This is a genomic window from Hydrogenophaga laconesensis (genome assembly GCF_031457235.1).
Classification (GTDB): Bacteria; Pseudomonadota; Gammaproteobacteria; order Burkholderiales; family Burkholderiaceae_C; genus Hydrogenophaga; species Hydrogenophaga laconesensis.
This window is the reverse complement of sequence record NZ_JAVDWE010000001.1, coordinates 292,723-317,632: the sequence shown is the minus strand read 5'-3', so window position 1 is coordinate 317,632 and position 24,910 is coordinate 292,723. Positions and strand designations below refer to the sequence as shown.

The 24,910-nt window shown below is 66.0% G+C and carries 24 protein-coding genes and 1 tRNA gene; 18 read left to right on the top strand and 7 right to left on the bottom strand.

Features of this window, described 5'->3' with window-relative positions; genetic code table 11:
• The first annotated feature begins 6 nt into the window (after positions 1–6).
• On the top strand, positions 7–1,134 hold the full coding sequence (locus tag J2X09_RS01475) for a hybrid sensor histidine kinase/response regulator (protein WP_204731578.1): 1,128 nt from the start codon (positions 7–9) through the stop codon (positions 1,132–1,134).
• Here the strand turns inward: J2X09_RS01475 and J2X09_RS01470 are convergent.
• Positions 1,121–1,510 carry a response regulator gene (locus J2X09_RS01470; RefSeq protein ID WP_204731577.1) on the bottom strand — a complete coding sequence of 130 codons (390 nt, stop codon included), beginning with the start codon at positions 1,508–1,510 and terminating at the stop codon, positions 1,121–1,123. The two genes, J2X09_RS01475 and J2X09_RS01470, sit on opposite strands and share 14 nt — an antisense overlap.
• 106 nt (positions 1,511–1,616) lie before the next feature.
• Entirely contained in the window at positions 1,617–1,868 is a 252-nt protein-coding gene (locus J2X09_RS01465; protein ID WP_204731576.1) for a hypothetical protein, read from the bottom strand.
• 173 nt (positions 1,869–2,041) lie between these two features.
• Between J2X09_RS01465 and J2X09_RS01460 the strand changes: the two genes are divergently transcribed.
• On the top strand, positions 2,042–3,586 hold the full coding sequence (locus tag J2X09_RS01460) for a methyl-accepting chemotaxis protein (RefSeq protein ID WP_204731575.1): 1,545 nt from the start codon (positions 2,042–2,044) through the stop codon (positions 3,584–3,586).
• Between the two features lie 40 nt (positions 3,587–3,626).
• Here the strand turns inward: J2X09_RS01460 and J2X09_RS01455 are convergent, their stop codons facing one another.
• The 3 genes from J2X09_RS01455 to J2X09_RS01445 all read right to left on the bottom strand — a co-directional run bounded on the left by J2X09_RS01455 (position 3,627) and on the right by J2X09_RS01445 (position 6,941).
• On the bottom strand, positions 3,627–4,031 hold the full coding sequence (locus tag J2X09_RS01455; protein WP_204731574.1) for a hypothetical protein: 405 nt from the start codon (positions 4,029–4,031) through the stop codon (positions 3,627–3,629).
• 146 nt (positions 4,032–4,177) lie between these two features.
• On the bottom strand, positions 4,178–4,816 hold the full coding sequence (locus tag J2X09_RS01450; protein ID WP_204731573.1) for a response regulator: 639 nt from the start codon (positions 4,814–4,816) through the stop codon (positions 4,178–4,180).
• Between the two features lie 22 nt (positions 4,817–4,838).
• Positions 4,839–6,941 (bottom strand): PAS domain S-box protein, encoded by a 2,103-nt coding sequence (locus J2X09_RS01445; protein ID WP_310307125.1) that lies wholly within the window; start codon positions 6,939–6,941, stop codon positions 4,839–4,841.
• A 261-nt stretch (positions 6,942–7,202) separates the two neighbouring features.
• On the opposite strand from J2X09_RS01445, the gene chrA reads away from it, so the two are divergent.
• Positions 7,203–8,561: a chromate efflux transporter gene (chrA, locus tag J2X09_RS01440; protein WP_204731571.1), complete on the top strand. Its 1,359-nt coding sequence runs from the start codon at positions 7,203–7,205 to the stop codon at positions 8,559–8,561.
• A gap of 22 nt (positions 8,562–8,583) precedes the next feature.
• Here chrA and J2X09_RS01435 read toward each other — a convergent pair whose 3' ends face one another.
• On the bottom strand, positions 8,584–10,287 hold the full coding sequence (locus tag J2X09_RS01435) for an AMP-binding protein (RefSeq protein ID WP_204731570.1): 1,704 nt from the start codon (positions 10,285–10,287) through the stop codon (positions 8,584–8,586).
• A 141-nt stretch (positions 10,288–10,428) separates the two neighbouring features.
• On the opposite strand from J2X09_RS01435, the gene J2X09_RS01430 reads away from it, so the two are divergent.
• Positions 10,429–11,256, top strand: a complete 828-nt coding sequence (locus J2X09_RS01430; protein ID WP_204731569.1) for an alpha/beta fold hydrolase — start codon at positions 10,429–10,431, stop codon at positions 11,254–11,256.
• Positions 11,253–11,465: a DUF3820 family protein gene (locus tag J2X09_RS01425; protein WP_204731568.1), complete on the top strand. Its 213-nt coding sequence runs from the start codon at positions 11,253–11,255 to the stop codon at positions 11,463–11,465. Before J2X09_RS01430 ends, J2X09_RS01425 begins: the two co-directional genes overlap by 4 nt.
• Before the next feature lie 3 nt (positions 11,466–11,468).
• Here J2X09_RS01425 and J2X09_RS01420 read toward each other — a convergent pair whose 3' ends face one another.
• Entirely contained in the window at positions 11,469–12,074 is a 606-nt protein-coding gene (locus J2X09_RS01420; RefSeq protein WP_204731567.1) for a 3'-5' exonuclease, read from the bottom strand.
• 40 nt (positions 12,075–12,114) lie between these two features.
• Between J2X09_RS01420 and J2X09_RS01415 the strand changes: the two genes are divergently transcribed.
• The 13 genes from J2X09_RS01415 (at position 12,115) to J2X09_RS01355 (ending at position 24,850) form a co-directional block, all read left to right on the top strand.
• A complete protein-coding gene (locus tag J2X09_RS01415) occupies positions 12,115–12,489 on the top strand; it encodes a DUF6172 family protein (RefSeq protein ID WP_204731566.1) in 375 nt (124 codons plus the stop codon).
• Positions 12,443–14,563 carry an excinuclease ABC subunit UvrB gene (gene uvrB, locus J2X09_RS01410; RefSeq protein WP_204731565.1) on the top strand — a complete coding sequence of 707 codons (2,121 nt, stop codon included), beginning with the start codon at positions 12,443–12,445 and terminating at the stop codon, positions 14,561–14,563. Before J2X09_RS01415 ends, uvrB begins: the two co-directional genes overlap by 47 nt.
• 215 nt (positions 14,564–14,778) lie before the next feature.
• Entirely contained in the window at positions 14,779–15,315 is a 537-nt protein-coding gene (gene iscR / locus J2X09_RS01405) for a Fe-S cluster assembly transcriptional regulator IscR (RefSeq protein ID WP_204731564.1), read from the top strand.
• Between the two features lie 70 nt (positions 15,316–15,385).
• On the top strand, positions 15,386–16,603 hold the full coding sequence (locus tag J2X09_RS01400) for an IscS subfamily cysteine desulfurase (protein ID WP_204731563.1): 1,218 nt from the start codon (positions 15,386–15,388) through the stop codon (positions 16,601–16,603).
• Between the two features lie 13 nt (positions 16,604–16,616).
• Positions 16,617–17,003, top strand: coding sequence for a Fe-S cluster assembly scaffold IscU (gene iscU, locus J2X09_RS01395; protein WP_204731562.1), 387 nt, complete (start codon positions 16,617–16,619; stop codon positions 17,001–17,003).
• A 16-nt stretch (positions 17,004–17,019) separates the two neighbouring features.
• On the top strand, positions 17,020–17,343 hold the full coding sequence (gene iscA / locus J2X09_RS01390) for an iron-sulfur cluster assembly protein IscA (RefSeq protein ID WP_204731561.1): 324 nt from the start codon (positions 17,020–17,022) through the stop codon (positions 17,341–17,343).
• A 70-nt stretch (positions 17,344–17,413) separates the two neighbouring features.
• Entirely contained in the window at positions 17,414–17,932 is a 519-nt protein-coding gene (gene hscB, locus J2X09_RS01385; RefSeq protein WP_204731560.1) for a Fe-S protein assembly co-chaperone HscB, read from the top strand.
• 31 nt (positions 17,933–17,963) lie between these two features.
• Positions 17,964–19,835: a Fe-S protein assembly chaperone HscA gene (gene hscA, locus J2X09_RS01380; protein WP_204731559.1), complete on the top strand. Its 1,872-nt coding sequence runs from the start codon at positions 17,964–17,966 to the stop codon at positions 19,833–19,835.
• 11 nt (positions 19,836–19,846) lie between these two features.
• Positions 19,847–20,185, top strand: coding sequence for an ISC system 2Fe-2S type ferredoxin (fdx, locus tag J2X09_RS01375; protein ID WP_204731558.1), 339 nt, complete (start codon positions 19,847–19,849; stop codon positions 20,183–20,185).
• Positions 20,185–20,892, top strand: coding sequence for a DNA polymerase III subunit epsilon (dnaQ, locus tag J2X09_RS01370; RefSeq protein WP_204731557.1), 708 nt, complete (start codon positions 20,185–20,187; stop codon positions 20,890–20,892). Before fdx ends, dnaQ begins: the two co-directional genes overlap by 1 nt.
• Positions 20,893–20,947: 55 nt before the next feature.
• A tRNA-Val gene (locus J2X09_RS01365) sits at positions 20,948–21,022 on the top strand.
• A gap of 133 nt (positions 21,023–21,155) precedes the next feature.
• Positions 21,156–23,552 (top strand): hypothetical protein, encoded by a 2,397-nt coding sequence (locus tag J2X09_RS01360; RefSeq protein ID WP_204731556.1) that lies wholly within the window; start codon positions 21,156–21,158, stop codon positions 23,550–23,552.
• Positions 23,553–23,647: 95 nt separating this feature from the next.
• Positions 23,648–24,850 (top strand): HD-GYP domain-containing protein, encoded by a 1,203-nt coding sequence (locus J2X09_RS01355; protein WP_204731555.1) that lies wholly within the window; start codon positions 23,648–23,650, stop codon positions 24,848–24,850.
• Positions 24,851–24,910 lie beyond the last annotated feature (60 nt).

The window sequence follows — 24,910 nt, the reverse complement described above, 5'->3', positions numbered from 1 at the left end:
CCAGAAATGCCAGAAACCAGCCGAATCAAATGCCTTCTTGTCGATGACATCCCGCAGAACCTGACGGCCCTGGAAGCGCTGCTCCAGCGTGACGATGTCGAACTCCTCATGGCGCACTCGGGCCGGGAAGCGCTCGAGCTGCTGCTGATTCACAGTGACATCGCGCTTGCGCTGCTGGACGTCCAGATGCCCGAGATGAACGGCTTCGAACTCGCCGAACTCATGCGCGGGAGCGAACGCACACAGCACATTCCCCTGATTTTCCTGACGGCGGGGTCCGGTGAAAGAGACTGGCAATTCCGTGGCTACGAAAGCGGTGCGGTGGATTTTCTGTACAAGCCCATCGATCCCCACGTGCTGCAGAGCAAGACGAATGTCTTCTTCGAGTTGCATCGCCGCAAGCAGCGGCTCGCGCAGGAGCTGGAGGAGCGTTCGGAAGCGCTCAGGGTCAACGAGATGTTCATGGGCGTGCTGAGTCACGACCTGCGCACGCCACTGATGTCCATCATGGCGGCCATCGAGGTCATCAAGCGTCACCCGGATCCCGACAAGGTTGCCCTGGTCGCCGATCGGCTGATGCGCAGCACCCGGCGCATGGCAGGCATGGTGGAGGACCTGCTCGACGTCACCCGCATCCGCCAGGCCGGCGGCATGGTGCTGCACCCGGCTTCCGCGCGCATGGACGGGCTGGTGCACCGCACGCTGGACGAAGTGCAACTGGGCTTTCCAGGGCGCGTGCTGGAGCCTGGCTTCACCGGCGATCTTGCGGGCGTCTGGGACGGCGAGCGCATCTGCCAGGTGCTGTCCAACCTGGTGGGTAACGCCGTTCTCCATGGCGACCCGGCGCAGCCGGTGCGGGTGACGGCCGACGGCACCGCATCTTGCTCCCTGGTGCTGACGGTCACCAACGGCGGCACCATTCCCGCGGATCTGCTGCCGCATCTGTTCACGCCGTTTCGGGGCAGGGAGCGGCCGCCGGGCCGTCATCAGGGCCTGGGACTGGGTCTGTATATCGCGCACAAGATCGTCGACCTGCACGGTGGCCGCATCGAGGTGAGCTCCCTGGGGGGGTCGACCTGCTTTCGCGTGCACCTGCCGCGCGTGGCCCAGGCGAAAGAGGTCAGGGCCCTGTAGGGCGCGCTGACCCGCCAGAGGCACGCATCTCGGTGTCGATGCTGTCCAGCAGCCGCTCCAGGTCCTCGGGCTCGAAAGGCTTGAGGAGGGTGCGCACGTGCGGTCCCCAGTCCAGCGGGTAGCGACCCAGTTCGTAACCCGAGCACAGCACGATCCAGCGTCGTGGGTTGGCGGCCAGCAGCGTGCGGGCGAGCTCCGTGCCCGAAATGCCAGGCAGGCCCGCATCGGACATGACGAGGTCGAACGGCTCCTGGGCGTCATGGGCCAGGGCGTCTTCCGCGGTGGCGCAGGCGGTGACCGTACGACCGTCCCCTTCCAACAACATGCTGACGATTTCACGCAACTCCGGGTTGTCTTCAACGTACAGGATTCGCATGCATCTTGGGCGTGGGAGCGGGGGAATGTGGAAAGCCCTCGATTCTAGGGCCGACCGGTGGCGAGAAAGGCGCGCGATCCCGGCGATACCCGTGGCCGCGTCGATTTCAGCCGAAAGTCGTATCGCTCAGCGCCTGCGCGTCCCCCACGTACAGCTTCAGCACAGGGCCCTGTCCATCGTGCTCCCACACCCGACCGCGAATGAGGAACTGGCGGCCACCCAGGCGAACGAGGTCGCCCTTGGCGGGCGGCGTGGCGTGGCCTTCCCAGAAGGCAGGCACGGTGACGGGGGTGCGGCGGATCCAGGCCTGGTCTTCGGTGCTGAACACCATGACGGTGCGCAAGGGGGTCGAGCTCATGGGGTCTCCTGCGGCGGGGATGAGGGTGGGGCGCGATGGCCGATGAATGGGAGCTTATCGCATGCGACTGGTCGCGAGACGTGTGATTTCGCAAGGTTTCCCGGCACAAGCCATGCGGGGGAGGGTCGATACAAGGGACAACGTTCCAACGTCCATCTCCCACAAGGATTGCCATGCGCGTCAACCAGCCTGTCACCCAGCGTGAGTACGAGTTTCCGGACAACGCCACGCTGATGTCGACCACCGACACCCGGAGCCACATCACGTACGCGAACGCAGCCTTCGTGGATGTCAGCGGGTTCACGCTGGACGAGATCCAGCAGCAGCCGCACAACCTGGTGCGCCACCCTGATATGCCGAAGGAAGCGTTTGCCGACATGTGGGCCACGCTGAAGGGCGGCGAGCCCTGGACGGCGCTGGTGAAGAACCGCCGCAAGAACGGCGACCACTACTGGGTGCGCGCCAACGCCACACCGGTGATCCGCAATGGCCAGACGGTGGGCTACATGTCGGTGCGCACCAAGGCCTCGCGCGAGGAAATCGCGGGTGCCGAGCGCCTGTATGCCGACATGCGCGAGGGCCGCGCCAAGGGGCTGAAGTTGCACAAAGGCCTGCTGCTGCGCACGGGCCTGATGGGGTTGACGACGGTGTTCAAGACGATGCGCGTGCGCAGCCGCATCCGCCTGCCGCTGGCGGTGCTGCTGGCCGGCCTGTTGGGTGGTGCGTGGGCGCTGGGCCTGCGAGGTCTGGAATGGGCACAGTTCGCCGGCCTCAGCGCGGTCGGTGTATGCCTGGTGAGCTGGTTCCTGGAATCGCAGCTGGCTGGCCCGCTGGAGTACCTGCGCCTACAGGCGCTGCGCGTGGCCACGGGCGACACGCAGAAGGTGGCGCACATGGATCGCGTGGACGAGATCGGCATGACGATGCGCACCATCAGCCAGCTCGGCCTGATGTTCCGCTGGCTCATCGATGACGTGAGCCAGCAGGTGATGACGGTGCAGACGGCGGTGACCGAGATCGCCCAGGGCAACAACGACCTGAGCCACCGCACCGAGCAAGCGGCTTCGAGCCTGCAGCAGACGGCGGCCTCGATGGAACAGATGACGCAGACGGTGCGCCAGAACGCCGAGACTTCGAGTCAGGCGAACCAGCTCTCGGGGACGGCGAGCGACGCGGCTTCGCGCGGCGGCCATGCCGTGTCGCAAGTGGTGCACACCATGGGCGAGATCACGGAGAGCTCGCGCCGCATCAGCGACATCATCGGCGTGATCGACGGGATTGCCTTCCAGACCAACATCCTCGCGCTGAACGCGGCGGTGGAAGCTGCCCGGGCCGGGGAGCAGGGCCGGGGTTTCGCGGTGGTGGCGGGCGAGGTGCGCAACCTCGCGCAGCGCAGCGCCGAAGCGGCCAAGGAGATCAAGCAGCTCATCGGCGCCAGCGTGGACAAGGTGGAAGCCGGCACCCGCCTGGTGGACGACGCGGGCAAGACCATGGACGAGATCGTGCACCAGGTCAAACAGGTGTCCGACCTCATCAGCGAGATCAGCGCAGCCACCCGCGAGCAGAGCGGTGGCATCCAGCAGGTGAGCCAGGCCGTGGGCCACCTGGATCAGGTGACGCAGCAGAATTCGGCGCTGGTGGAGCAGGGCGCTGCGGCGTCGCAGAGCCTGCAGCAGCAGACCCAGCGGCTGGTGGAGGCGGTCGGCGTGTTCCGCTGAGCGCTTCCGGTCAAAGGGGCCCCGGTACGGCGGCCTGTGTTCACTGGTAGCGGATCGGGGTCGCTGCCTGCATGTGGCGCTGCATCCACCAGCTGATGGCACGCGGCAGTTCAGACCAGTGCCAGGTGCTGTGCCGGCTGCGCACGCTGGACACCCCCCGATCGTCGAAGCTCATCACGTCCAGGTCGGCACGGGCCAGTGTCAGCTCGCGGCTGAGTGCACGACCACAGGCGCGGTCGATGCGGGCGTCCAGGATGGCCAGGGCAGGAGCCGCCTGATGGGCGCGCTGCAGGGCCACTGCGGGGTCGGCCGTCCAGTGCAGTTCGGCGCCCGAAAGCCAGTGGCGGGTGAGTCCACGAACCGTGTCCAGGTACTCGCCACGGGGACACACCACCAGCACCTGGAGAGGCGTCGTGCCCTTCGGGGCGGGGTGGGAAACGCTCATCGAAATCTCCAGTCTGCCTGGCGCGAGACGTCGCGCTGTTGTGCTGGAGGTGACTGTGCCGCGCACGCGTGGCCATGCATGCGGGGAAAACTGGACAGGGTGACACCGGGATCGCCTGCAACCCCATGGTGTGTGTGACGGAGTTCTCAGTCGTCGGCGCTGATCAGGCCTTCGCGAATGGCCAGGCGCACAAGGGCTGGCAGATCGCTCACGCCGAGCTTGGCCATGAGGCGGCTGCGGTAGGACTCCACCGTCTTGGGTGAGAGGTGCAACTGCTCGCCGATGGCCGCACTGGTGAGACCACGCACCACCAGCAGGATGACCTGCTGTTCGCGCGCGGAGAGCGATTCGATGGTGCCGGGCGCGTGGTCACCCATGAGGCCTTCCACCGCCAGTTCGGCCACGCCGACGCCGAGATGCTTGCGGCCGCTGGCGACCGCATCCACCGCTTCCAGCACGTCGCGCGACGGCGACCCTTTGAGCACGTAGCCGGCCGCGCCCAGGCGCATCGCCTCGGCCACATGGCGTGGCTGGGCCGACATGGTGAGCATGATGGTGCGGGTGCTGAGCTTGCGGCGTTGCAGCTGTTCGAGCAGTTCAAAACCCGAGCGGTGGTGCAGATGCAGGTCCAGCAGCAGGACCGTGGGCACGAGCCGGATGATGTCGGCGAGCGCGGGTGTGGGGTGGTCCGATTCGCCGACCACGTTGTGACCCGCTCCTTCGAGCACTGCCCTCAATCCGTCCCTCATCATGGCGTGGTCGTCGACCAGGTAGATGTCACTCATGGCAAAAATCAGGATTGCGCAATCATGGTCTTGCGTGTGACGTGGCGGTGCCGGGAGCGTCCGGTTTCGCTTGCCATGTGAGAGAGATCACGGTTCCGCCGTTCGGTGACCCCTTCGCCTCCATGCGGGCGCCGATCGCCAGCGCCCGTTCCCGCATGCCCACGATGCCCAGATGGCCGGGTCGGCCGGCCGCCAGATCGGGTGACAAACCCTTGCCGTCATCGGTCACGCACAGGCGCAGCCTGCCAGGTGTGCCGTCGACATCGATGATCACCTTGCTGGCCTGCGCATGCAGCACGGCGTTGGCCAGGGCCTCCCTGGCGACCATGAAGGCGGCGTACTCGACGTCGGCCGGCCAGCGCACGCCAGCGGCGGACGAACTCACCCTGGCGCACAGTGCCACGGTTTCGGCGTCCCGCGCTCGCACCTGAACCTCGTTTTCCAGTGCCACCTGCAGGCCCGATTCGTCCAGCAGGGGCGGGCGCAGCTCCACCAGAGCCTGCCGCACTTCCGCATTGGCGGTCTCGATCATCTCGCCCAGCTTCACCGCACGCTCCTGCACCTTGTGGGGTAGGGATGGCAGCAGTTGGCCCTGCAGCGAGTCGAAGGTCAGGCGGATGGCGCCCAGCGTCTGTCCGAGCTGATCGTGCAGGGTCTGGGCAAGCTTGCGCGTGGTCTGCTTCTCCTGCTGCAGAAGCCGGTGTGTGAGCTCGGAGAGTTCGAGACGGGATTGCGCCAGCGCACGTTCGCCTCGCACGCGTTCGGTCACGTCGCGTAGGATGGCCGTGAGCACCTTGTTCCCCCGCACGGTGATCTGGGAAATGGACGCTTCGAGTTCCAGCATGTGGCCGCTGGCGTGCAGCCCCGTGACACGGCCCACGCCCATGGGCCGCGTGGTGGCCTGCGACTCGGCGAAACGCTGCAGGTAGCCCATGTGCTGAGAACGGTGCACGGGCGGCAGCAGCACGTCCAGCGGCTGGCCCATCATGCTGCCGGCCGGATGGCCGAAGATGCGCGCTGCGGCTGGGTTGAACAGCGTGATGCGCCCGTCCAGGCCCACGCTGATCACCGCGTCGCTGGCCGAGTTGATCACGGCGGAGAGCACCTCGCCCTGCTCGCGCAGGCTCTGCTCGGACTCGCTGTACGGGCGGGAGAGGTGCCGCGACGCCGCGAAGCCGGCGAAGCCCAGCAGCAGGGTGGTCAAGCCGCCCCAGACCAGCAGGCCTCGCTCGAACTGGCGCACCGGCGCCAGGGCTGCGCTCAGTGGCTGCGATCCCACTACTTGCCAGTCCGTGCGCAGGGCCGAGTCAGTGGGCTGAATCGGCGAACGCGACAGCAGATAGGTCTCGTTGTTGGCGTCCTGCAGGGCGCGCGACGATCCGCCCGGTTCGGCGAAGAGCGCACGCCATTCGCTCTCGCTCACATTCGGGCGTTCGCCGAGCAGTACGCGCCCCTCGCGATCGACCAGTGCCAGCGTGAGAAGGCGGCGTGCGTCCAGGGGACCCAGCACGTTCTGACGCAGGGTTTCGAAGTAGCCGGCGTCCAGGTGTGACGCGAGCACACCACGTTGATCGCCGTTGGCATCCAGCACCGGCATGGCAATGTCGGCCAGTGCGGCGGGGACCGACCGGCCAGTATTGCGCAAGGGTTCGACCAGCGCCACCGGAGGATGCAGGCTGCCGAACCACAGCCCTTCCTTGCCGTTCACGTACACGCCGCGCGTGGCGATGGAGACGCCTTCCAGCAGCCCGTCGGTGGCGGCTTCGACCTGGCCGTAGGCATTGGTTACCCCGATCCACACATACGAGCCCGAGGAAGCCTTGAGCCGCTGCATCTGATCGCGCCAATGCTCCACACGGATTTCGGCGCGAGCCATCTCGCCCAGCAACTGCAGTTCCGCCGTGCGACGTGCGAGCACACGCGAGAGCTGGTCGGCGTACAACTGCGTGGCCTGCTCCACGCGAAAGCTCGCGCGCCGCTCAAGCTCATTGGCCAGGATGCGTTCAGTAGAAACCACGGCTAGCACCAGCAACACAAGGGCCACTACCGCCGGCAGGAGGGGGAGCACCCAGGTGAGAACACGGTCTCGGGGTGCGGCGGATGGCGTTGTTAGGTGGTGCGTCATCAATCGTTTGTGTCGCAGGGCGGTCGGAGGGTATCAGAGCCACACGGTGATGGACAGCATCTCGCGGCGCGATATGGCGAGGGCGCGCCACGCATCACTACAGTGTGCGTCACACTTGCCGGCTGCATCCCCATGTTGAAGTGGATGCGGCATCTGCAATGCAAATATTTGCAGTGGGCGTCCAGGGAGCTGGCACGAAGCTGAAAGTCTCATGGACTACATTCCGGAGACCGGCGTCGTCCACTCCGTACGTTTCTATTCATGTCAGAACCTGCGCCTGCACCACCGCCAGCCCGTCTGAGCCTGGCAGAGGCCCTGCGCTTCTGGCTGTGGCTGGGGTTTGTCAGCTTCGGCGGGCCGGCGGGGCAGATCGCGATCATGCACACCGAGCTGGTCGAACGCCGACGCTGGATCAGTGAGACGCGTTTCCTGCATGCCTTGAACTACTGCATGCTGCTGCCCGGCCCCGAGGCGCAGCAACTTGCGACCTACATTGGCTGGCTGCTGCACCGCGCCTGGGGTGGCATTCTGGCGGGCTTGCTGTTCGTGCTGCCATCGCTTCTCATCCTGATCGGCCTTTCCTGGGTGTACCTGCGGTTTGGCGACGTGCCCGTGGTGGCCGGCATCTTCTACGGCATCAAGCCGGCGGTGACCGCCATCGTGCTGCACGCGGCGCACCGCATTGGCTCGCGCGTGCTGCGCAACCCCTGGATGTGGGGGATCGCGGCGGCGGCTTTCATCGCCATCTTCGGTTTCGGAACGCCGTTCCCGGCCATCGTCCTGGCGGCCGCGTTGATCGGCCATTTCGCCGCACGGCGCTGGCCGCAGGTGTTCACGCCCGGTGGCGGGACACACGCGAACAAGGTCGGTGCGGGCCCGGGCCGGGCGCTCATCGACGACGACACCCCCACACCCGCGCATGCGCGCTTCTCGAAGCTGCAATTCGTGAAGGTGATCGCCCTGGGGCTTGGCCTGTGGGCGGGTGTGATGGCGGTGCTTGTCGTGGCGCACGGCTGGCAGGGTACCCTGGCGCAGATGGCCTGGTTCTTCAGCAAGGCGGCCCTGCTCACGTTCGGCGGTGCGTATGCCGTGCTGCCTTATGTGTACCAGGGTGCGGTCGATCATTACCAGTGGCTCACTGGCGCGCAGATGATCGACGGCCTCGCGCTCGGGGAGACCACGCCCGGCCCGCTCATCATGGTGGTGGCTTTCGTCGGCTTCATCGGCGGCTGGACCCAGGCCGTGCTCGGGCCGGACGCGCTGTTCCTCGGCGCCGCACTGGCCGCGTGCGTGGTCACCTTCTTCACCTTCCTGCCGTCCTTCGTGTTCATCCTCGCGGGCGGTCCCCTGGTGGAGGCCACGCACGGCAGGCTCGGCTTCACCGCACCGCTGTCGGCCATCACCGCCGCGGTGGTGGGCGTCATTCTCAACCTGGCACTCTTCTTCGCGTACCACGTGTGGTGGCCTCAAGGTTTCGGAGGAGCCTTCGATGCCGCTTCGGCGGTCATCACGGTGCTGGCGCTGGTGGCGCTGTTCCGTCTCAAGTGGGGCGTGATGCCGTTGCTCGGCGTCAGCGCGCTTGCGGGTCTTGGGCTGACCTTGTTGCGCCAGGTCAGCTGAACCTTGCGACAGCGCCAGCGCGTCAGGCCGTGGCCACGGCTTTCAGGCCGAGTTTCTTTTCCATCGCCTCGCGCAGCACGAATTTCTGGATCTTGCCGGTGATGGTCATCGGGAAGGTTTCGACGAACTCGATGTACGCCGGCACCTTGTAGTGCGCGATCTGGCCGCGCGCGAAATCCTGCAGTTCCTGCACGGTGGCCTTCTCGCCGGGCTTGAGTACCACGCAGGCGCAGAGCACCTCGCCAAAACGCGGGTCGGGCACGCCGACCACCTGCACATCCTGGATCTTGGGGTGACGGTAGTAGAACTCCTCGATCTCGCGCGGGTAGACGTTCTCGCCGCCCCGGATCACCATGTCCTTGAGCCGCCCGACGATATTCACGTAGCCTTCGGCGTCCATGGTGGCGAGGTCGCCGGTGTGCATCCAGCCCTCGGGGTCGATCGCCTCCCGGGTCTTTTCGGCGTCGTCCCAGTAGCCCTGCATCACCGAGTAACCGCGCGTGCACAGCTCGCCCACGACGCCACGCGGTACCGGGCGGTTGTCCCCGTCCACGATGCGCACCTCGAGGTGTGGCTGCACACGGCCGACGGTGGAGACGCGGCGGTCCACGGGATCGTCCACCGCGCTCTGCGTGGACACGGGTGAGGTCTCCGTCATGCCATAGGCGATGGTGACCTCGCGCATGTTCATCTGGGTCTGCACGCGCTTCATCACCTCGATCGGGCAGGGCGAGCCGGCCATGATGCCGGTGCGTAGGCTCGAGAGGTCGGTCGCGGCGAACTGCGGGTGGTCGAGCGCAGCGATGAACATGGTGGGCACGCCATAGAGTGCGGTGCAGCGCTCGGCCTGCACGACCTGCAGCACGGCGGCCGGGTCAAACGCTTCCGACGGATACACCATCGCGCAGCCGTGCGTGACGCAGGCCAGATTGCCCATCACCATGCCGAAGCAGTGGTACAGCGGCACGGGAATGCAGATGCGGTCTTCGGGCGTGAGGCGGATCGCCTCGCCGACGAAAAAGCCGTTGTTCAGGATGTTGCGGTGCGTCAGCGTGGCCCCTTTGGGAAAGCCGGTGGTGCCCGAGGTGAACTGGATGTTGATCGGGTCTGTGGGGGCGAGGCGCGGGCCGATCGAGGCCAGTTGCTCCCGGTGTCCGGGCCCGGCGCGGGTGGGCAGCTCGTCGAATTTCAGCATGCCGGCGGTCTTTGCCTCGCCCAGCCGGACGGCCCAGCGCAGATGGGGCAACGCCTGCGCCTGCAGTTCGCCGGGCTGGCAGGTACCGAGCTCGGGCGCCAGGCTTTGCAGGATCTCGATGTAGTTGCTGGTCTTGAGTGCGGGCGCGAGCACGAGCGCCTTGCACGACACCTTGTTCAGCGCGTACGCCAGCTCGCTGCTCCGGTAGGCCGGGTTGATGTTGACCAGGATCAGTCCGGCGCGTGCCGTGGCGAACTGCATCAGCGTCCATTCCGCGCAGTTGGGCGCCCAGATGCCGACGCGGTCGCCCGGTTCCAGTCCCAGAGACAGCAGGCCGGCGGCGAGCGCATCGCTGCGTTGCAGCAGGTCGCCCCAGGTCCAGCGCACGTTCTGGTGCGCGATCACCAGGGCTTCGCGGTCGCCCCACTGGTGGGCCGCGCGGGCCAGTGCCTCCCCGATCGTGATGTCGTGTAGAGCAGGGCTTTGCGGGCCCTGGGCATACGAAGGGGCTGGGGCGGCTTTCGGGTTCATGTCTCTCCTTGCTGGTCGTCTGCCAACCATCATGAACGCCATGGGATGAGCGCACAGGCCCGGGATTTCCCTGAGAGAAAGGTGTTCCATTCCAGTACGATGCGCGCTGCCCGACCCACCCGCCAACGGAAGCCCTCGCGCATGAACAACGCCCTGCAGATCGAAGACGTGGATGTGCTCGTGGAAGGCGAGGGGCCTCACACCGTGGTGATGCTGCACGGTTGGCCCGATACCCTGGCCCTGTGGGACGGCACCGTGGGTGCCCTGCGCAACGGCTACCGTTGCGTGCGCTTCAACCTGCCCGGCTACGACCTGCGCAAGCCGCCTCGCCCCATGTCGGTGGCGGCGGTGAACGGCCTGATCCGCAAGATCGTCGACGCCGTCAGCCCGCAGCAGTCGGTCACGCTGCTGGTGCACGACTGGGGTTGCGTCTTCGGCTACGAGTTCGCCGCTCGCCATCCCGACCGCGTGGCACGCGTGGTGGGCGTGGATATCGGCGACACCAGCTCGGGGGCCTACCTGAAAAGCCTGGGCGGCAAGCAGAAGCTGATGATCGCGGGCTACCAGCTCTGGCTGGCTGTGGCCTGGAAGATCGGGCGCTGGTGGCCGGCGCTGGCCAACCGCATGACGCGCTACATGGCGCGCGCCATTGGCTGCCGCAACGACCCGGCGCACATTGGCTGGCAGATGAATTACCCCTATGCCATGGGCTGGTTCGGCGAGCACGGCGGCCTGCGCGGCGTGGCCCGAGTGGACAAGCTGCTCGGGGTGGACATACCTGCGCTGTATATCTACGGGCGGCGCAAGCCCTTCATGTTCCATTCCGAACGCTGGGTGGAGCGACTGACCCATGCGCCGGGCTGCGAAGTGCTGGCGCTGGACACCGGCCACTGGGTGATGCGCCAGAAACCCGCCGAGTTCAACGCGTGCGTACGCGCCTGGCTGGACCGCTCCACCTCTCTCATATGAAGCCAGAAGATCTGGAGCGCCTGCTCACGGTGGAAATGCCCTATGGCAAATACAAGGGACGCCTCATCGCCGACCTGCCGGGCAACTACCTGAACTGGTTCGCGCGCGAAGGCTTTCCGCCCGGCGAGATCGGCCGCCTGCTGGCGTTGATGCACGAGATCGACCACAACGGCCTGAGCGAGCTGCTCATGCCGCTGCGGCGGCGCTGAGCATCAGGGCCGGTCGAGCGCTTCGTAGACCCGGGCCGCCCCCCAGGCGTCGTTGGCGGCATAGATCAGCTGGGCTTCCGTCAGGCGCGGGTTGGCCCAGTTCGAAGTGGCGGCCTTCTTGGATTTGAGAAAGCGTCGGTTGAACAGCACCGCCACGGCGGCCTTGATCCCCATGTCCTTGCGGTAGCCTCGTTCACGGAACACCGCATTGAGTTCCAGCACACCGGCTGGCTCCACCGCCAGTTTGGACACGATGCGCTTCGTGTCATCCCCCAGTCCGAAACCGGCCTTGACGTGGCCACCATCGGCCAGCAGCGCGGCCACCTGGGCGCGGCAGTCGGGCTCGTGCAGCTGGAACACCCAGGCGTGCTGCAGGGTGGCCAGTTGCACGATGTGAGGTCCGTCGGACACCTGGTCCTTGAAGAAGGTGGGTTTGGACTCCGTGTCGAAGCCCCAGCTGGCGTGGTCGCGCAGGGCCGAGCAGGCCTCCCGCGCCTGTGCGGCGGTGTGCACCAGGGTGATGCGATCCAGCCCGAGTTGCTCGAACGGCTCCAGCAGGGCGATCTGGTCCTTGTCGGGCGTCGGGCGGTGTTCTCGGGGTGTGGTCATGGCGGCGCAGGATACCCCGGCGCGCATAATCGCGCCCTTCATGAGAAAAATCTTCCCCCTGACCCAAGAAGGCCGCCACCCGGATCGGGTGCTGGATGCCGTCAAGCACGACATCCGCAAGTACATCAAGCGCGAGCGCCGGCGCGCATTGCCCGAGGGCGTTGATTTCCTCGATTTCGATTGCCGCATCGGGGCCAGCAAGGAGGCCGCCGAGGTGGTGCACCTGGCCGCCCTGATCGGCCAGCTGGACGTGCTGGCGTGCGATGGCGCAGCGCAGGCCTATGTGGAAGTTCTGGCCAAACCCGGGGTACGGCGCCCGCGCCCGGCCGGCGCCAGCGCCGCCGACGACCATCCGGCACAATCGTCCGATGCCCCAGACGACCCTGCCTCCGACGCCCCAACATCCACGGATTGAAGGGGCCGGCGAAACGCCGCCCGAGGGCGAATTCGTCACGTTCCCCGGCTCGCCCTTCGAGCTGTTCCTGCCGTACCCGCCCGCAGGCGACCAGCCCGAGGCGATCCGCCAGCTGACGGAAGGCATCAACGACGGTGAAGTGTTCCAGACCCTGCTGGGCGTGACCGGCTCGGGCAAGACCTTCACCATGGCGAACGTGATCGCCCGGCTCGGCCGCCCGGCGATCGTGTTCGCTCCCAACAAGACGCTGGCCGCGCAGCTCTACAGCGAGTTCCGCGAGTTCTTTCCTAAGAACGCCGTCGAGTACTTCGTCAGCTACTACGACTACTACCAGCCCGAGGCCTATGTGCCACAGCGCGACCTGTTCATCGAGAAGGACAGCGCAATCAACGAGCACATCGAGCAGATGCGGCTCTCCTGCACCAAGAGCATCCTGGAGCGGCGAGACGTGGTGATCGTGGCCACGGTCTCGGCCATCTATGGCATTGGCAAGCCCGAGAGCTACCACCAGATGGTGATGACGCTGCGCACCGGCGACAAGATCGGCCAGCGCGACCTGATCGCCCAGCTGGTGCGCATGCAGTACGCGCGCAACGAGCAGGATTTCTCGCGTGGCAAGTTCCGGGTGCGCGGCGACACCATCGACGTGTTTCCGGCTGAACACTCCGAAATGGCGATCCGCATCGAACTGTTCGACGACGAGGTCGAAACCTTGCAGCTCTTCGATCCGCTCACCGGCAAGGTGCGCCAGAAGATCCCGCGCTTCACCGTCTACCCCAGCAGCCACTACGTGACGCCGCGCGAGCAGGTGCTGCACGCGGTGGAGGCGATCAAGCTGGAACTGGCCGACCGCCTGAAACAGCTGGTGGACGAGGGCAAGCTGGTGGAGGCCCAGCGGCTGGAACAGCGCACCCGCTTCGACCTGGAAATGCTCAGCGAAGTGGGCCACTGCAAGGGCATCGAGAACTATTCGCGCCACCTCGCCGGGTCCGCCCCCGGGGAGCCGCCGTCCACGCTGACCGACTACCTGCCGCGCGACGCCATCATGTTTCTGGACGAGAGCCACGTGCTCATGGGCCAGTTCGGCGGCATGTTCAACGGTGACCGTGCCCGCAAGACCACGCTGGTGGAGTACGGCTTCCGCCTGCCCAGCGCACTCGACAACCGCCCGCTCAAGCTCGAAGAGTTCGAACAGCGCATGCGGCAGGTGGTGTTCGTCTCGGCCACGCCGGCCGAGTACGAAAAGACCCACGCTGGCCAGGTCGTGGAGCAGCTGGTGCGTCCCACCGGCCTGGTCGACCCCGATCTGGAGGTGCGCCCGGCCACGCATCAGGTGGACGACGTGTTGCAGGAAATCCGCATCCGGGTCGAAAAAGGCGAGCGCGTGCTGATCACCACGTTGACCAAGCGCATGGCCGAGCAGCTCACCGACTACCTGACCGAGAACGGCGTGAAGGTGCGCTACCTGCACAGCGACGTGGACACGGTGGAGCGCGTGGAAATCATCCGCGACCTGCGCCTGGGCGCCTTCGACGTGCTGATCGGCATCAACCTGCTGCGCGAGGGGCTGGACATTCCCGAGGTCTCGCTCGTGGCCATCCTCGATGCCGACAAGGAAGGCTTCCTGCGCTCGGAACGCAGCCTGATCCAGACCATCGGCCGCGCGGCGCGCAACCTCAATGGCCGCGCCATCCTGTACGCCGACCGCATCACCGACTCGATGAAACGGGCGATCGACGAAACCCAGCGCCGGCGTGCCAAGCAGATCGCGCACAACCAGGCCATGGGCATCGAGCCGCGCAGCATCAACAAGCGCATCAAGGACCTGATCGACGGCGTCTACAGCGAGAAGGCGGGCCGGGAGGCCGACCGCCTGGCCGCCGAGAGCGCGCAGCGCGCCAGCGTGGAGGACATGAGCGAAAAGGACGTGGCGCGCGAGATCAAGCGGCTGGAAAAGCTCATGCTCGAACACGCGCGCAATCTCGAGTTCGAAAAAGCCGCTGGCATCCGCGATCAGCTTGCGCACCTCAAGGCCCAGGTGTTCGGCGCCCCGGGTACCGACAGCCTCCCCTGAGGCACCAATCGGGTGCCCCGGGAACGGGGGAAGGGTTTACCAGTAAAATGCTGAGCAAATCACTAGGCTTTTGCTGTATACTCGACGAAAACAGTCGGGAAAGCCTTCGATAACAGATCCGCAACGGATCGGGGCGGGTGGAGAAGGGGGTCCAAGGGGTCTCTGCCCGTTGGGCCATGCCACGACAGTCAAGCCAATACTTCAAGGAGCTTGAAATGCGCCTCACGACCAAAGGCCGCTTTGCGGTCACTGCCATGATCGATCTGGCCTTGCGTCAGAACAATGGCCCCGTCACGCTCGCGGCGATCAGCCAGCGGCAACAGATTTCGCTGTCCTATCTTGAACAGCTGTTCGGCAAGCTGCGGCGCCACGAACTGGTGGAGTCCACCCGCGGCCCGGGCGGTGGTTACACGCTCGGTCGCAAGGCGGCCGACATCACCGTGGCCGACATCATTGTGTCGGTGGACGAGCCGATCGACGCCACCCAGTGCGGTGGTAAGGAAAACTGCCTGGGCGAAGGCCACCGCTGCATGACGCACGAGCTCTGGGCGCAACTCAACGCCAAGATGGTCGACTTCCTGGATTCGGTGTCCCTCCAGTCGCTGGTGGACGAGCAACTCGCCAAGGGTGTGGTGGTGGAAAACGCCCCCATGATCAAGCGCGCCATCTCCAGTGCCCCGGTGGTCAAGCCGATCCGTGTGAATGCACCCAACTCGGTGTTTGCCCTGGGCGGCGCAGCCTTCTCGAAATGAACCCGTTCTGACCCGGGCAAACGACCCAGGCAGGCACCTTCCTCAGACAGCCCACGACCCGTTTCTTTCCATGAGCACTCCGCACTTCCCCATCTACATGGATTACAGCGCCACCAACCCCTGCGACCCGCGGGTGGTGGACGCCATGATTCCCTGGTTGCGCGAACATTTCGGCAACCCGGCTTCGCGCAGCCATGCCTGGGGCTGGGAAGCGGAGAAGGCGGTGGAAACCGCGCGCGAGCAGGTGGCGGCCCTGATTGGTGCCGACCCGCGCGAGATTGTCTGGACCAGCGGCGCGACCGAGTCCAACAACCTGGCCCTCAAGGGTGCGGCGCATTTCTACAAGACCAAGGGCAAGCACCTGATCACGGTGAAGACGGAGCACAAGGCCGTGCTCGACACCATGCGTGAGCTGGAGCGCCAGGGTTTTGATGTCACCTACCTCGACGTGCAGGCCGACGGTCTGGTCGACCTTGAAATGTTCAAGGCCGCGATCCGCCCGGACACCATCCTGGCCTCGGTCATGTTCGTGAACAACGAGATCGGCGTCATCCAGGACATCGCCGCGCTGGGGGCGATCTGCCGTGAGAAGGGCGTGATCTTCCATGTGGATGCCGCGCAGGCCACGGGCCGCGTCGACATCGACCTGCAGACCTTGCCGGTCGACCTGATGAGCCTGACCTCGCACAAGACGTATGGCCCCAAGGGCATCGGCGCCCTGTATGTACGCCGCAAGCCACGCATCCGCATCGAGGCGCAGATGCACGGCGGTGGCCACGAGCGCGGCATGCGTTCGGGCACGCTGCCCACGCACCAGATCGTGGGCATGGGCGAGGCCTACCGCATCGCCAAAGCCGAAATGCACGAAGAGAATCTTCGCATCAAGGCCCTGCACGATCGCATGGTGGCAGGCCTGAAAGATGTGGAAGAGGTGTTCATCAACGGCCACGAAACGCATCGCGTGCCTCACAACCTCAACATGAGTTTCAATTACGTCGAGGGCGAGTCGCTCATCATGGGCATCAAGGGTCTGGCGGTGTCGTCGGGCTCGGCCTGTACCTCGGCCAGCCTGGAGCCCAGTTACGTGCTGCGCGCGCTGGGCCGCAGCGACGAGCTGGCGCACAGCAGCCTGCGCATGACCATCGGCCGCTGGACGACCGAGGAAGAAATCGACTACGCGATCGCCACGATCAAGGAAAACGTGGCCAAGCTGCGCGAGCTGTCTCCGCTGTGGGAGATGTTCAAAGACGGTATCGACCTGTCCACCATCCAGTGGTCAGCGCATTGAAGGAGAAAACACCATGGCTTATTCAGACAAGGTCGTAGACCACTACGAAAACCCCCGCAACGTCGGCTCTTTCGAAAAGGGCGATGAGTCCGTGGGCACCGGCATGGTCGGCGCGCCCGCCTGCGGTGACGTGATGAAACTGCAGATCAAGGTCAACCCGGCCACCGGTGTGATCGAGGACGCGCGCTTCAAGACCTACGGCTGCGGCTCGGCCATCGCCTCGTCGTCGCTGGTGACCGAATGGGTCAAGGGCAAGACGCTCGACCAGGCCGCGGCGCTAAAGAACAGCCAGATCGCCGAAGAGCTGGCCTTGCCGCCGGTGAAGATCCACTGCTCGATCCTGGCCGAGGACGCAATCAAGGCGGCCGTGAACGACTACCGCCAGAAGCACGCGAATTGAGGAGCACCGGGTTCCCATGGCCATCTCGATTTCAGAAGCTGCTGCCCGGCACGTCAACCGCTACATCGCCAAGCGCGGCAAGGGCGTGGGCGTGCGCCTGGGCGTGAAGACGACGGGCTGCTCCGGCATGGCCTACAAGCTGGAATACGCCGATGAAATCGCGCCTGAAGACCTGGTGTTCGAGGACAACGGCGTGAAGGTGCTGGTCGACCCGAAGAGCCTGGCCTACATCGACGGCACGCAGCTCGACTTCGTGCGCGAAGGCCTGAACGAAGGCTTCCGCTTCAACAACCCGAACGAACGCGACCGTTGCGGTTGCGGCGAGAGCTTCAGGATCTGATGCCCCGCGCCTCCCCGAAGCCGCCCGTGCTCTCCAGCGCCGGCGGCTTTGTTCTGCCCTGAACATGAACTTGAACCTGCAATCGAACGACTTCGAGATTTTCGGCCTGCGCCCGAAGTTCGCGCTGGACCGCGCCGCGCTCGACGCGCGCTGGAAAGACCTGCAGCGCGAAGCCCATCCCGACCGCTTCGCCACCGCCGATGCGCAGACCCAGCGCCAGGCCATGCAGTGGTCGGTGCGCATCAACGAGGCGTACCAGCGCCTGAAAGACCCGCTCAAGCGCGCGGCCTACCTGTGCGAGCTGCATGGTGCGCCGATCCAGGCCGAGAACAACACCGCCATGCCTGCCGCTTTCCTGATGCAGCAGATGCAGTGGCGCGAGGCGCTGGAAGAAGCCGGAAACCTCGAAGACCTCGAGCGCATGGCCGATGAAGTCGCCACCGCGCGGCGCACGATGCAGCAGGAACTGCAGGCCACGGCGGACGATCGCCAGGACTGGCCCGCGTTGGCGCAGCAGGTCAGAGCCCTTATGTTCGTTGAGCGCTTTGCCGGCGATGTGGAGAACCGGATCGATCTGCAGGGACAATAGCGGGTTCCCCGTTACGAATGACCGTTGACCCATGGCGCTTCTGCAGATCTCCGAACCTGGCCAATCTCTCGACCCGCACCAGCGGCGCGTGGCCGTGGGCATTGACCTGGGCACCACGCACTCGCTGGTGGCCGCTGTTCGCCACGGTGTCTCTGAATGCCTGCCTGCTGCCGACGGCCGCGTGATCCTGCCCAGCGTGGTCCGGTATCTCGACCCCGCACAAGGTGGATCGGGGCGGCAGATCGGTTTCGATGCCCTGGCCGCACAGGTGCAGGACCCGGCCAACACAGTGAGCTCCGTCAAGCGCCTCATGGGCCGCAGCCGCGCGCAAGTGGCGGACGTCGACAAACTGTCCTATGAGGTCGTCGACAAGGACGGCATGGCCGTGGTGGAAACCGTCGCCGGCCGCAAGACGCCGATGGAAGTCAGCGCCGAAATCCTGGCCACCCTGCGCTTCCGTGCGGAAGACAGCTTCGACGATGACCTGTACGGCGCGGTGATCACCGTGCCCGCGTACTTCGACGATGCACAGCGCCAGGCGACCAAGGATGCGGCCCAGTTGGCCGGCATCAACGTGCTGCGTCTGATCAACGAACCCACGGCTGCCGCCATTGCCTATGGCCTGGACAACGGATCCGAAGGCGTTTATGCCATCTACGACCTGGGTGGCGGCACCTTCGACATCTCCATCCTGCGCCTGACGAAGGGCGTGTTCGAGGTGATGGCCACTGGTGGCGACTCCGCGCTGGGTGGCGACGACTACGACCAGGCGCTGGCCGCCTGGGTGCTTGCGCAGCAGGGCGTGAGCGGTGCACTGGATGCATCCGCCAGGGCCGCGGTGCATGCCGAGGCGCGGCGCGTGAAAGAGGCGCTCTCCACCGCCGATGGTGAGACCTTCCGTGCGAGTGTGGCTGGCCGCAGCATTGAACAGGCCGTCTCCACCGCCGATTTCGAGGCCTGCACCGCCGCGCTTACCGCGCGAACCATGTCCGCCGTGCGCAAGGTACTGCGTGACGCTGGCGTGACGAAGGATGAGGTCCAGGGCGTGGTGATGGTGGGTGGCTCGACCCGCATGCCGGTGGTGCGCCGCACCGTGGGCGAATTCTTCGGACGCGAACCGCTGACCAACCTCAACCCCGACGAGGTGGTCGCCCTGGGCGCCGCCATCCAGGCCAACGCGCTCGCCGGCAACAGCCGCGATGGCGACCTGTTGCTGCTCGATGTGATTCCCCTGTCACTGGGCATCGAGACCATGGGCGGGCTGGTGGAGCGCATTGTGCCGCGCAACAGTGCGATCCCGACGGCGCTCGCGCAGGATTTCACCACCTACCAGGATGGGCAGACCGCGCTTGCGCTGCACGTGGTGCAGGGCGAGCGCGATCTGGTGGCCGATTGCCGCAGCCTGGCGCGCTTCGAACTGCGCGGCATTCCTCCCATGGTGGCCGGCGCCGCGCGCATCCGCGTGACGTTCACCGTGGACGCCGATGGCCTGTTGTCCGTGAGCGCGAAGGAGCAGACCAGCGGCGTGGAGGCACGTGTGGACGTGAAGCCCGCCTATGGCCTCAGCGACGAGCAGATCGCAGCCATGCTGCAGGACAGTTTCGCGACCGCGCAGCAGGACATCCAGGCGCGCGCGCTGGTCGAGGCCCGTGTCGATGCCGACCGCATGATCGCTGCGACGCGCACCGCGCTGACCGCGGACGCCGACCTGCTGCAACCCTCCGAGCGTGAGCAGATCGATGCGCTGATGGCCACTCTGGCGGCCACGGCCCAGGGCGATGACGCGAACGCCATCGAGAACGCCACCACCGAGCTGGCCAAGGCCACCGAGCCTTTCGCGGCGCTGCGCATGAACCGTGGTATCCAGCAGGCCCTGTCTGGCAAGAAACTCGAAGAAGTCTGAAAAAACGCTCCATGCCCACGATCAAGATCCTGCCCCATCCCGAATACTGCCCCCAGGGGGCGAGCGTCAGCGCACCCGCTGGCACCTCGATCTGCGAGGCCCTGCTCGACAACGACATCAAGATCGAGCACGCCTGCGACATGAGTGCGGCCTGCACGACCTGCCACGTGATCGTGCGCGAGGGCTTCAACAGCCTGAACGAACTCGACGAGACGGAAGAAGATCTGCTCGACCGTGCCTGGGGCCTGGAGCCGAACTCACGGCTGTCCTGCCAGGCCATCGTGGCACAGTCGGATCTCACGGTGGAAATACCAAAGTACTCGATCAACCACGCCAAGGAAAACCACTGATGCGCCAGATCGTCCTCGACACGGAAACCACAGGCCTGTCGGCAGAGAACGGCGATCGCATCATCGAGATCGGCTGCGTGGAGCTGCTCAACCGCAAGCTCACCGGCAACAACCTGCACTACTACATCAACCCCGAGCGCGACAGCCACGAGGACGCGCTCAAGGTGCATGGCATCAGCAACGAATTCCTGCGCGACAAGCCGAAGTTCGCGGCCATCGCCGACCAGTTGCTGGACTACCTGCGCGGTGCCGAGGTGATCATCCATAACGCTCCGTTCGACATCAGCTTCCTCAACAAGGAGATGGAGCGCCTGGGCCATCCGGCGATCACAACCATCCTCGGGCCGGTGACCGACAGCCTGGTGATGGCCAAGGAAATGTTCCCGGGCAAGCGCAATGGCCTGGACGCCCTGTGCGACCGTCTCGGCGTGGACAACTCTGGCCGGACACTGCACGGCGCTCTGCTGGATGCCGAGTTGCTGGCCGACGTGTACATCAACATGACGCGCGGGCAGGACGCACTGCTCATGGACCTGGGCGACGCGCCGGGCGAGGGCGGTCAGGTCGAAACCTTGGACCTGAGCCGCTTCGAACTGCCCGTGCTGCTGGCCAATGAACAGGAAAGCCAGGCCCACGAAGGCGTGCTGAACGACCTGGACAAGGCCAGCAAGGGCAAAACCGTGTGGCGCAAACTGCAGACGGCCTGACTTGCCCAAAAACCGGCTATAATCTGAGGCTTCCGAGAGATCGGCCAGATCAATCGGGCGGTTAGCTCAGTGGTAGAGCACTGCCTTCACACGGCAGGGGTCGCAGGTTCGAACCCTGCACCGCCCACCAAGGTTCAACCTTGAGAACAAGCCCTTGCGAGACTTCGCCGGGGCTTTTTTCTTGCCCGCTCGCCTCTGCTGCTGTCACGCGTGTGCCGGGGCGCCGTCTACACTTGAGCGCTCCGGCTTGTGAGATCGGCACCATGAGCTCCCATCGCGTTTCCGGCAACCCGAATCCTTCGCCTCCCGTGGCCAGTCCACGACCCCAGGCCACGCGTGGCAGGGCCTACCCACCCGTCTCCACTGGGAGGTTGTGGCTCAACCTCGATTACGCCGCCGACTGGGGACGGGACAGCCTGCTCATCGACGTGATGAGGACGGCGAGGCCGTGGCGCGCGGAGACGGCCGCCCAGTTCGACGACGCTAGGGCCCGTGCCGCGATGATGGCCACGGCGGACGCCGACGGCTATCCCACCCAGATCCCGCCCGGCGTGAAATGGGCCGGCACGTTCGTGTTGATGGAGCAGGCGCCCGAGTCGGCACCGGTGCTGGGCGGGCGCTACCGCATGGAGTACCAGGGCGCGGGCACGGTGCTGGTGTCCGGCGCCAACCAGACGCGCGGCGCGGGCTGGATCGAATTCGACTACACCCCCGATGGTTCGAACAGTGTGGACGTGCGCATCTCCGCGACCACGGCGGGCAACCACGTTCGGGGCATGCGCTGCTACATGCTGAAGCACGCCGACCTCCTGGCCGCCGGCCAGCGCGTGCATCCGGCCTTCAAGGCGGCATGGGGCGGCGTCGGCCTGTTGCGCTTCATGCTGCCCCTGTCCACCAATGAAGCGCAGCACCAGCACTGGGCCGAGGCGCCGCAGCCCACGTCCATCTGCCGTGGGCTCTCGTACCGGGAAATCGTGGAGGTGTGCAACGAGTTGGGGTGCCACGGTTGGTTCAACCTGCCCATGCGTGCGACCGCCGACTACGTGACACAGGCGGCCAGGGTGGTCCGCGATCACCTCAACCCCGCCCTCAAGGCCTACGTGGAGTGGTCGAACGAGTGGTGGAATTCCGCGCCGGGGTTCTCTGCGCATCCTTATGTGGAGTCCCTTCGGGCGGGCAAGTCCTACAACTTCGCGGAGCAGGCCGGTGGTCGGTCCGCCGAGACCATGGCCGTCTGGTCCGCTGTCTTTGCCGGCCAGATGCAGCGCACGGTGCGCGTGGCCAACGTTCACACACACTGGCACGGACTCGAAGAAGCCTTTCTGAACGCACCGGGCTGGGTCGCAGAGGCGCCGGGGCGTCCCGTGCCTCACACGCTGCACGATGCGATAGCCGTCACCGGGTATTTCAGCCCGGGCTCGAACTGGCCGGAAGTGATCGGCGCGGCGAAGGCCAACTACGAAAAGGGCATGGCCTTGCTGGTCAGGCGGGTGGAAGAGGACGTGGAGGCGCACCGCACGAAACACTACCCGTACTTCCGGCGTGTGGCGGACCGGCTCGGCAAGTCACTCGTGATGTACGAGGGTGGCACGCACACCACCAACCCGGGGGGGCTGTCGGATGCGGCGCTCGCCAACCGGCTCGCCAACGATTTCAACCACGGTCCGGCGATCTACGGCGTCTACAACAAGATGATGCGCGTGTGGAGCGGGTTCGGGGATGGTGCCTTCAACCAGTTCAGTTCCACACGAAGGTTCGAGCCGGCAGGCACCTTCGGCGCGCAGCTCTACATCAACGATTTCAACCCGCAGCGCTACAAGGCGGTGAGGGACTACAACGCCGGCGCGCTGCCCACCGCGCGGGCTGACATCGAACCCTTGCCGCTGTCGCTCAAGCTGATCGTCACTGGACATTCCATTCCCGACGTGATCATGAATGGCGAACTTCAGGGTGCCATCGCCGCCATGGGGGGATTGGCGAACATCACCAGGAGCCCGGGCGCCTCTTCCACCGCCCAATGGCGCTGGAACGAATGCCGCGATGCCGATGTGCGCGGGCTGCTGCAGGCGCCGGGGGCCCGCTATGACGCGTTCCTGGGCGTCGAGGCGCAGGGCGGCGGCTATGGCAGCCCTCCGCGTTGTTCGGTGCAGGAGCACATCGCGTGGTCCGACGCGCACAGCTACGCCACGCTGTGGCACGACCTCGCCGCCAGTACCGGCGCGCGCACGTTCTACGCCAACGTCTGGTGCAACGACCCGCCGCGATCGTTCGGTCCGTCGTGGCGCGCCGCGCAGGATCTTGAAGCGCCACTGTGGGACGACATCATCGACCACGTCAACACGCACCGCAGCGTGGGCACGCCTGAAATGCGGCTGGTGCCCTGGCTGCAGATGTTCAACGCGGTGTACGACGCCATCCAGTCGGGGGAGGTGACGGGCATCGCGATGGCGGATCTGTTCGCGGACGACGTGCATTGCGCCACGCCCATCGGCCGGTGGCTGCAGATCGCCACCGCGCTCGCGGTCATCTACCGGCGTCATCCGGACACCTTGCCCGCCGATGCCGGGGCGGGCGCCCGCGTCTCCAGCGCGTTGGCGGTGCAACTGCGGCCCATCGTGTGGGCAACCTGTCTCGCCACGCCGCGCACCGGCCTGGCTTGAGCAGCCCCGGGAAGGCCGACAGCTGCGAGAACTTGCAGGCTTTTCCGCGTTTATTCCCGGCTTTGGGCGCCGCTGCGAGGCGTAGATTCGCAGGAATGTACAAGTCGCTTCCTCTGGATGCCCTCGCTCTGCAGCAGCCGGTTCCCGTGAATGTGTGGGACCCGAAGGGCGTGCTGTTGCTGCGCAAGGGCGAAGCGATCACGTCCGAGCAGCACCGTGGCCTGCTCATGCTGCATTCGCCCGTGGTCCTGGAGGCCGACTGGCGCGCCTGGTCGTATGGTTACACCGCCGAACTTGATCGCATGGTGCGCGGCAATGAAACGCTCAGCCGTATCGCGGGCCTGAGCCACGCGGTGGAACTGCCGAACGTGGAGGTCCGCGAGGAAGACAGCCCGGTGGACGCCTGGGCCGACCTGCACGCCGCGCTCAACAGCCTCTTGCAGCAAGGCCGGGCCGCCACGCATTTCAACGACCGGATCGAGCGCCTGAGCACGCGCGCGCTGCGGCTGTGGCGCGACGCGCCCGACGACAGCCTGCTGGTGCTGGTGCAGCTGCTGTTCGATGTCCGCATGGGTTACAGCGCGTCGCACGCGCTGCTGGCGGCCGGCCTGTGCGCACTGGTGGCACCGTCGACCGGCCTGTCGCCCTCGGAACAGGCCGCCTTGTTCCGCGCTGCACTGACGATGAACATCGGCATGACGCGCACGCACGACATCATGGCCCGCCAGTCCAGTGCATTGACCGACATGCAGCGCCAGACGGTGCGCGAGCATCCCCTGCGCAGTGCTGCTGTGCTGCGCGAGCTCGGTGTGCAGAACGCGTTGTGGCTGCAGCTGGTGGAAGAGCAGCACGAAAAACCGGATGGCAGTGGCTACCCCACCGGCAAGCGCGTGACGGACCTGCCACAGCGTCTTCTCCAGATGGCCGACGTGTACGCGGCCTGCATCAGCCCGCGTCAGGGCCGGGGTGGCCTGCTGTCGCAGCAGGTGGCGCGCGAACTCTACCTGGGGCCCGACCAGCAACCCGATGCACTGGCTGCCCTGTTCGTGAAGCACATCGGCTTCTATCCGCCAGGGAGCTATGTGCGTCTGGCCAGCGGGGAGGTGGCGGTGGTCACGCGGCGTGGCGCCAAGGCCAACGCGCCGCAGGTGTTCGCCATCGTGGGCAAACAGGGCATGCCGCTGGGTGAGCCCACCCTGCGCGACCCGCAAGACCCTGCGCACGAAATCCGCGCCAGCCTGTCGCCCGGCGATGTGCGCGTGATGGTGAACGTGCCACGCCTGCTGAGCAGACGTTAGGCATCGAGTCCCCACCCCGCCGGAGAGCGACCCGCAACGAATGGAGCCGCCTCGACCAGA

Coding starts and splice junctions, on each gene's coding strand:
- J2X09_RS01475 (WP_204731578.1), top strand. CDS start 7: ATGCCAGAAACCAGCCGAATCAAATGCCTTCTTGTCGATGACATCCCG.
- J2X09_RS01470 (WP_204731577.1), bottom strand. CDS start 1,510: ATGCGAATCCTGTACGTTGAAGACAACCCGGAGTTGCGTGAAATCGTC.
- J2X09_RS01465 (WP_204731576.1), bottom strand. CDS start 1,868: ATGAGCTCGACCCCCTTGCGCACCGTCATGGTGTTCAGCACCGAAGAC.
- J2X09_RS01460 (WP_204731575.1), top strand. CDS start 2,042: ATGCGCGTCAACCAGCCTGTCACCCAGCGTGAGTACGAGTTTCCGGAC.
- J2X09_RS01455 (WP_204731574.1), bottom strand. CDS start 4,031: ATGAGCGTTTCCCACCCCGCCCCGAAGGGCACGACGCCTCTCCAGGTG.
- J2X09_RS01450 (WP_204731573.1), bottom strand. CDS start 4,816: ATGAGTGACATCTACCTGGTCGACGACCACGCCATGATGAGGGACGGA.
- J2X09_RS01445 (WP_310307125.1), bottom strand. CDS start 6,941: ATGACGCACCACCTAACAACGCCATCCGCCGCACCCCGAGACCGTGTT.
- chrA (WP_204731571.1), top strand. CDS start 7,203: ATGTCAGAACCTGCGCCTGCACCACCGCCAGCCCGTCTGAGCCTGGCA.
- J2X09_RS01435 (WP_204731570.1), bottom strand. CDS start 10,287: ATGAACCCGAAAGCCGCCCCAGCCCCTTCGTATGCCCAGGGCCCGCAA.
- J2X09_RS01430 (WP_204731569.1), top strand. CDS start 10,429: ATGAACAACGCCCTGCAGATCGAAGACGTGGATGTGCTCGTGGAAGGC.
- J2X09_RS01425 (WP_204731568.1), top strand. CDS start 11,253: ATGAAGCCAGAAGATCTGGAGCGCCTGCTCACGGTGGAAATGCCCTAT.
- J2X09_RS01420 (WP_204731567.1), bottom strand. CDS start 12,074: ATGACCACACCCCGAGAACACCGCCCGACGCCCGACAAGGACCAGATC.
- J2X09_RS01415 (WP_204731566.1), top strand. CDS start 12,115: ATGAGAAAAATCTTCCCCCTGACCCAAGAAGGCCGCCACCCGGATCGG.
- uvrB (WP_204731565.1), top strand. CDS start 12,443: ATGCCCCAGACGACCCTGCCTCCGACGCCCCAACATCCACGGATTGAA.
- iscR (WP_204731564.1), top strand. CDS start 14,779: ATGCGCCTCACGACCAAAGGCCGCTTTGCGGTCACTGCCATGATCGAT.
- J2X09_RS01400 (WP_204731563.1), top strand. CDS start 15,386: ATGAGCACTCCGCACTTCCCCATCTACATGGATTACAGCGCCACCAAC.
- iscU (WP_204731562.1), top strand. CDS start 16,617: ATGGCTTATTCAGACAAGGTCGTAGACCACTACGAAAACCCCCGCAAC.
- iscA (WP_204731561.1), top strand. CDS start 17,020: ATGGCCATCTCGATTTCAGAAGCTGCTGCCCGGCACGTCAACCGCTAC.
- hscA (WP_204731559.1), top strand. CDS start 17,964: ATGGCGCTTCTGCAGATCTCCGAACCTGGCCAATCTCTCGACCCGCAC.
- fdx (WP_204731558.1), top strand. CDS start 19,847: ATGCCCACGATCAAGATCCTGCCCCATCCCGAATACTGCCCCCAGGGG.
- dnaQ (WP_204731557.1), top strand. CDS start 20,185: ATGCGCCAGATCGTCCTCGACACGGAAACCACAGGCCTGTCGGCAGAG.
- J2X09_RS01360 (WP_204731556.1), top strand. CDS start 21,156: ATGAGCTCCCATCGCGTTTCCGGCAACCCGAATCCTTCGCCTCCCGTG.
- J2X09_RS01355 (WP_204731555.1), top strand. CDS start 23,648: ATGTACAAGTCGCTTCCTCTGGATGCCCTCGCTCTGCAGCAGCCGGTT.